General features: G+C 71.1%; 6 protein-coding genes. All 6 read right to left on the bottom strand.

Features of this window, described 5'->3' with window-relative positions; genetic code table 11:
* Window positions 1–103 precede the first annotated feature (103 nt).
* The 6 genes from AB0399_RS30170 to AB0399_RS30145 all read right to left on the bottom strand — a co-directional run bounded on the left by AB0399_RS30170 (window position 104) and on the right by AB0399_RS30145 (window position 6,747).
* Window positions 104–1,744, bottom strand: a complete 1,641-nt coding sequence (locus AB0399_RS30170; protein WP_329362513.1) for an MFS transporter — start codon at window positions 1,742–1,744, stop codon at window positions 104–106.
* Window positions 1,745–1,989: 245 nt separating this feature from the next.
* Window positions 1,990–3,120 (bottom strand): polysaccharide pyruvyl transferase family protein, encoded by a 1,131-nt coding sequence (locus tag AB0399_RS30165; RefSeq protein ID WP_329362516.1) that lies wholly within the window; start codon window positions 3,118–3,120, stop codon window positions 1,990–1,992.
* A 79-nt stretch (window positions 3,121–3,199) separates the two neighbouring features.
* Window positions 3,200–3,397: a ferredoxin gene (locus AB0399_RS30160; protein WP_328472155.1), complete on the bottom strand. Its 198-nt coding sequence runs from the start codon at window positions 3,395–3,397 to the stop codon at window positions 3,200–3,202.
* Window positions 3,398–3,411: 14 nt separating this feature from the next.
* Window positions 3,412–4,653, bottom strand: coding sequence for a cytochrome P450 (locus AB0399_RS30155; RefSeq protein ID WP_329362518.1), 1,242 nt, complete (start codon window positions 4,651–4,653; stop codon window positions 3,412–3,414).
* A complete protein-coding gene (locus AB0399_RS30150; RefSeq protein ID WP_329362520.1) occupies window positions 4,650–5,420 on the bottom strand; it encodes an alpha/beta fold hydrolase in 771 nt (256 codons plus the stop codon). The genes AB0399_RS30155 and AB0399_RS30150 overlap by 4 nt, the downstream gene beginning before the upstream one ends.
* Window positions 5,421–5,484: 64 nt before the next feature.
* Entirely contained in the window at window positions 5,485–6,747 is a 1,263-nt protein-coding gene (locus AB0399_RS30145) for an LLM class flavin-dependent oxidoreductase (RefSeq protein ID WP_329362521.1), read from the bottom strand.
* Window positions 6,748–6,824: the final 77 nt, after the last annotated feature.

Genomic DNA, 6,824 nt, shown 5'->3' with positions numbered 1-6,824 from the left:
GCACCGCGCACGGCGAAGGCACCCGCCCGCAGGACCGGCGGGAGCCTTCTGGGTGAGCCGTTCGTCCGCGACGGGGGCGCGTGGGCGAACGGCGGTCAAGGGGTCAGCCGTGCGACGGCCGGGGCGCCTGCGACGGCCCGCGGTCCTCCTCCATGGCGGCGGGCGCGCCCGCCGGAGCGGCGCCACGGGACTTCTCGCGCGCCTTCGGCGCGGCGCCGCCCTGTTGCGCCTCCTGGGGCCGGACCCGCCGCAGGAAGAGCGCGGACAGCAGCGCGGACAGGGCCATCAGGACGGCGGCGGTGACGGCCGCGACGTGGATGCCCGCGGTGAAGGAGTCCCGGGCGGCGGCCAGCACCGCGGCGCCGGCCCGGCCGGGAACGGACTGGGCGACGACGGTCGCCCCGCCGAGCGTCTGCCGGGCGGCGTGCACCTTGTCGGCGTCCACGGAGGCGGGCAGCCTGCCGGTGATGTGGCGCCGGTAGACGGCGGTGGTGATGGTGCCCAGGACGGCCATGCCCATCGCGCCGCCGAACTGGGTGCCGGTGGCCAGGATCGCCGAGGCGGTGCCGGCGCGTTCGCGCGGGGCGGCGCCGATCAGCAGTTCGGTGCCGAGCGTCATCACCACGACCATGCCGCCGGCCAGCAGCGTGGAGGCGAGCAGCACGACCCACAGCTGCGAGTCGCTCTGCACCTGGGTCATCACCCCGAAGGCGGCGACCCCGAGCACGAACGCGCCGCTGATCAGGTGGCTGCGATCGACCCCGCGCTTGAGGAGGATGGTGCTCACCGGCGTGGTGACGCCCACCCCGATCGACGGCACCAGGCTCCACAGGCCGGCCGCCAGCGGGCTGAGGCCGTGCACCAGTTGGAGGTACTGGGCGGTGAGGATCGCCGTGCCGGACATGGTCAGGTTGGCGATGAACTTGGTGAGGATCGGGCCCTTGACCGCTCGGCTGCGCAGCAGGTTGAGGTCGATCATCGGGTCGGGCCGGCGCTGCCGCAGCACGAACAGCACGCCGAAGACCAGACCGACCACGAGGCTGGCCACCCGCAGCGTGTTCACTCCCGAGGTGGCCATCTCCTTGGCGCCGTAGATGATCGGCAGGATGGCCAGCAGGGACAGGACGGAGCTGACGAAGTCCATCCCGCCGGTCTTCCGCGGCCGCGCCTCCGGGACCAGGAGCGGCGCCGCGACCAGGAGCAGCACCATGAACGGGATGTTGATCAGGAAGACCGAGCCCCACCAGAAGTGCGCGAGCAGCAGGCCGCTGATCACCGGCCCGAACGAGACGCCGGTGGCCAGGCCGCCGGCCCAGATGGCGATGGCCGTCTGCCGCTGCTTCTCGTCGTTGAACATGTTGCGGATCAGCCCGGCCGTGGTCGGCGTCAGCGTGGCACCGGCGATGCCGAGGATGCCGCGAGCCGCGATCAGCATGCCGGCGCTGGAGGCGTAGGCGGCCATGAACGACGCCGCGCTGAACGCCACCGCGCCGGTCAGCAACAGCCGCCGCTGACCGATCCGGTCCCCGAGGGAGCCCATCGTGATCAGCATGCCGGCCAGCACGAAGCCGTAGATGTCGAAGATCCACAGCTGCTGGGTGCTGCTCGGCTGGAGTTGGCGGGTGATGTAGGGCACTGCGAAGAACAGCACCGAGACGTCCATGGAGACCAGCAGGAGCGGCAGCAGGAGCACGACGAGGGCGGTCCACTCCCGGCCCCCGGCTCGCGTGCGGGTTTCTGTCATGCCGTCAATCATACGTCCGTGTAAGTCGCTTGTACAGGACGGACGAGCGACCAATACATACGGCCGTCTAGAACGACGCGCGGACCTCCCGGCCTGCCGCCCGGCTCCCGACAGGGGAACCGCGGGCGCGCCCGGGAGGTCCGTGGGTGGTTCTGGTGGTTCTGGTGGTTCTGGTGGTTCTGGTGGTGCCGGTAGTGCTGGTACTGCCGGTAGTGCCGGCGGTACTGGTGGTGCGGCGGCAGCCGTCAGGAAGCCGGGTAGATCCTGTCCGCGATCTTCGCCTTGGCCACGCGCAGGCCCTCCAGCTCGGCCGGGGTGAACCCGCCCTGCGTGGGCCGCTCCGGCACTCCCTCCAGCTTCTCCACCAGCGTCCAGCGCGAGCCGCACTCCAGCAGGGAGCGGTGCTTGACCCCCAGGTAGTCCGGCGCGATGCTGACCGCCACGCCCGAGGCACCCCGTGCCGCGGCGAACAGGTGCGGGTGGAAGCGGGTGGCGATCCAGGTCTGCCCGGGGCTGGCCGGCAGGCCGGACTCCAGCAGCTCGTCCATCGTGTAGCGGCGGGCCACCGGCATGCGCTGCTCGGCGAGCTCCATCACCTCCTTGTCGAAGTCGGGCGAGGACTCGATCAGCCCGACCCGGTCGACTCCCCACGCCTTGACCATGCCGGCCACGTAGTCGACCAGGTCGGAGGTGTCGACCTCGGAGAACTTCGTCTGCAGGCTGACCATCACCTCGGGGGCGTCCGCGTCGGCACGGAACAGGTCCGGCGAGATGTTCAGGAACATGTCGTCCGGGCTCTGCACGGCGGCGTCGATGCCCTTGAGGAAGTCGTAGGTCACCGAGTCGCGCACGTCCGCGATGCCGAACCGGGAGATGAGCCGACGGGCCAGGTCCTCGGTGCCCGGGGCCAGCGGCCACAGGCCCTGGCCGGTGAAGGCGGTGAGCGCCCCGGAGTGGGCGGCGGCCGCGGGCGCGGCGGCGAGCATGCTCAGCAGCCGGGCGAAGTGGCTGTTGATGAAGCCGCCGCCGACGATGTGGATGGTGTCGGCCCGCCGCAGCTCCTCAATGCCCTCGGTCAGGTCGGGGACCGAGGCCGGGTCGGCGACGGAGCGCTCGACGAAGGCGACGGACTCCTCGACGTTCTTGTCCATGCACATGAAGGCGCACAGCCGCCACAGGGTGGCCACGAAGCGGACCCTCGGGTGGATGCCCTGCAACCGTCGGGCGACCACGTCGGGGCCGGCGCAGTCGATGACGACCTCCGCGTCGGGGGCGACCTTGGCGAGGTGGCGCAGCCACATCTTGGCGATCAGCTCGTCGCCGTAGTTCCCGACTCCGGCGGGAGTGACGAGGTAGTGCCGGGTGCGTGCAGTCACGCGGGGCTCCTATGGTTTCGCGCACACCCAGGTGCGCAGCGGTGGTTGACTGGCCGGGCGGGTGGACGAGCCGGCGACATCACTCGGCGACGGTGATGGCGCCCACCGGGCAGCGGAAGGCCGCGTCCCGGACGGACTGCCGGCGGTCGGGGTCCACGTGCGGATCGATCAGAAGGACGACACGGCCGTCCTCGTCGTCCTGGCTGAAGACGGACGGATCGCTGAAGACACAGGACCCGGAGCCGACACAGCGTTCGTGGTCGACGTGCACGCGCATCTGTCGGTCTCCCGTCACCAGGTGACCGGCAGCTCGTAGATGCCGTAGATGTGCGCGTCGTGCTTGAAGGGCAACTGCTCGACGGGCTCGGCCAGCCGCAGGCCGGGGATGCGGGTGAGCAGCGTGTTGAAGACGATCTCCAGCTCGACCCGGGCGAGGTTGGCACCCAGGCACTGGTGCATGCCGTAGCCGAAGGCGAGGTGGCCCTTGGTCTCTCGGTGGATGTCGAAGGCACCCGGGTCGGGGAAGACCTTCTCGTCCCAGTTGGCGGCGCCGTTGAGGGCGACCATGCCCTCGCCCTCGCGGATGAGGACGCCGCCGATCTCCAGGTCCCTGGTCGCCACCCGGACGGTGGCCGCGTCCTCGATGCTGAGGAAGCGCAGCAGTTCGTCGATGGCGTTCCAGGTCAGCTCCGGGTTCTCGCGGATCTCGGCGAGCTGCTCGGGGTGCTGCAGGAGCACGACCGTGCCGAGCGAGATCATGTTGGCGGTGGTGTCGAAGCCGCCGTAGACCAGCATCTTCGCCACGGTGACGAGGCTGGAGTGCTTCAGGCGCTTGGCCTCGTCGGGCTCCTCGGCGTTCTTCCGGATCACCCGGCTGAGCAGGTCGTCGCCGGGGTTCTTGGTCTTCTCGGTGACCACGCGTTCCAGGTAGGCGTCCATCTCCAGGTGCAGGGCGCCGGCCTCTTCGGGGGTGGCGTTGCGGTTGGTGGTGGCCTCGGCGAACCGGCGGAAGAAGTCGGCGTCGGTGCCGGGTACGCCGAGCAGTTCGCAGAACAGCCCGCACGGCAGCGGGACCGCCAGCTCGCGGACCAGGTCGACCGGGCCGCCCTTCTCCAGCATCGCGGTGATCCGCTCGTCGACCAGCTGCTGGATGCGCGGGCGCAGCGTCTGTATCCGCTTCGCGGTGAACTCGGGGATCAGCAGCCGGCGCTGCACGGTGTGCCCGGGCGGGTCCATCGCCACCAGCGGGAGTTCGACGATGTCGATGAACTCCTCCGGGATGGGGAAGACGATCGGGTACGCCGGGTGCTTGCCGTTGGAGCTGAGCGTGGCGTCGGCGAGCACCTGCTGTACGTGCTCGTGCTGGGACAGCGCCCACACCTTGCGGCCGCCCTGGCGCATCACCCCCCGTACGGGGCAGCCGCCGCCCACCAGGCCGGCGTACTCCGGCGGCATGGCCAGCGGGTCCTTGCGGGGCAGCGGGAAGAGCAGCGGCTCGGCCGCCGGGTCCACCTCGGGTTCGACGTCGGTCATGGGGCGTTGTCCCTCTCGGATCGCGTGATGCGCGCGGCGATCAGTTCCGTCACCGCGGTCGCGTGGGTGGTCAGGAAGAAGTGGCCGCCGGGGTACACCCGCACCTCGTACGGGCCGGTGGTGTGCTCCCGCCATGCCTCGGCCTCGTCGGCGGTGACGTGCGGGTCGTCCGCGCCGGTGAGGACGAGCAGCGGGCAGCCCAGCGCGGGGCCGGGCCGGTACCGGTAGGTCTCCACGGCCTTGTAGTCGCTGCGGACCGCGGGCAGCAGCGACGCGAGCAGTTCCCGGTCGGCCAGCACCCTGGCGTCGGTGCCGTTCAGCCGGCTGAGCTCGTCGCGCACCTGCGCGTCGGTGCCGAGGTGCACCCGCTCCTCGCGGAAGCGGGACGGGGCGCGGCGGCCGGAGGCGATCAGGCCGTCGACGGGGCGTCCGGCGTCCTGGAGCCGCCGAGCCACCTCGAACGCCACGACGGCGCCCAGGCTGTGGCCGAAGAACGTCAGCGGCCGGTCGGTCCACGGGCCCAGGGCGGCCGTGACCCGGTCGGCGAGCTGCTCGGCGTCGTCGATGAGCGGGTCGGTACGGCGGTCCTGCCGGCCCGGGTACTGCACGGCCAGCACCTCGACGCGGGGGGCGAGCGCCCGCGAGACCGGGAAGAAGTACGACGCCGATCCGCCCGCGTGCGGGAAGCACACCAGGCGCGGTGCCGGCTCCGGCACCGGGTGGAACCGGCGAATCCAGGTGCCGCTGTCGACCGGGGTCACGGGCATGTCGGGTCGGCCTCCGTTTCGGGACGAGGCTGGGGCAGGGGGGAGTTGACGTGTCGGCGTCGCGTCAGGACGTGGACAGCTCGTTCCCGATGACGTAGTCGGAGACGTCGACGGAGGCCGGCTCGACCCGGGCGAGGGCCTCCTTGACCGGGACGGACAGCCGCTCGCGCTTGGCCGCCTCGCGCTCCTCGCGGCCCTCGACGAACCGCGGCAGCACCTCGTCGGCGAAGAGCTGCAAGGACTCCATGACGTGCTCGTGCTTGGTCTTGCCGAGCTGTACCTGGAAGACGACCTGGTCCACGCCGGCCGCCTCGTACTCGGTGAGCATGGCGGCGATCTGGTCCGGGGTGCCGATCCCCCGGCGCAGCGCGGTGAGCTGGTCGATCATCTGCTGGGCCATCGGGTCCGGCTCGGCGGAGGGGTCGATGGGCGCCGGGTTGCGGGTGAAGCCCATCGCCTCCTTCGTCTGCTGGAACGTCTGCCAGATGTCGGTGGTGCCGGGGTGGTGCTGGCCGAAGACGAAGTAGTGCATCAGCGTGTAGGCGAAGAAGTGGGCGCCCTCCAGGCCCCGGTCGACGGCCGTCTCCTCGTCGTGGTGGCACATCAGCGGCATGACGACGGCGAAGTTGGGGTTGACGCTCAGTCCGGCCGGCACGCACTCCTCGGAGTTGATGATGGCGTAGTAGGCGTCCGCGCGTTCCTTGGCCTGCTCGGGGGAGGCGAAGGAGAACGACAGCGCGCCGAGCCCGTTGCGGGCGGCCGTCTCGATGGTCTCGCGGACGCTGCAGGCCACCCACAGCGGCGGGTGCGGCTTCTGCTTGGGCTTGGGCACCAGGTTGCGCGGCGGCATGTCGATCCACTGGCCCTTGTGGCCGGTGAACGGCGTCTCGGTGAGCAGCCTGACGATGACGCCCAGCGCCTCGCGCCACTGCTCGCGCTTGGTCGCCCGCTCGACGTTGAACGCGCCGAGCTCCAGCTGCGAACTGCCCTGTCCCGAGCCGAACTCCACCCGGCCGCCGGAGATCAGGTCCAAGGTGGCCAGCCGCTCCGCGACGCGGGCCGGCGGGTTCACCGCCGGGGGCAGCGAGACGATGCCGTGGCCGAGCCGGATGTTCTTCGTCCGGGCCGCGGCGGCGGCGAGGAACACCTCGGGAGCCGAGCCGTGCGAGTACTCCTCCAGGAAGTGGTGCTCGGTCGCCCAGACGCAGTCGATACCGATCCGGTCGGCCAGTTCGATCTGTTCCAGGGACTCCTTGAGCAGCCGTTCCTCGCTGTCCTCGGCCCAGGGCCTGGGAAGTTGGTGGTGATAGCTGAGACCGAATCGCATGTCCATTCCTCTCGTCGGCGTTGACACGGTAGGGGGGCCCGCACCGGCTCCGGCCGGACCCGGCGGCGCTCTGGGGT

The sequence above is a fragment of the Streptomyces sp. NPDC088194 genome (assembly GCF_040702025.1).
Taxonomy (GTDB): domain Bacteria; phylum Actinomycetota; class Actinomycetes; order Streptomycetales; family Streptomycetaceae; genus Actinacidiphila.
The sequence above is the reverse complement of the archived record's forward strand: the minus strand, read 5'-3'. Positions and strand labels throughout refer to the sequence as shown.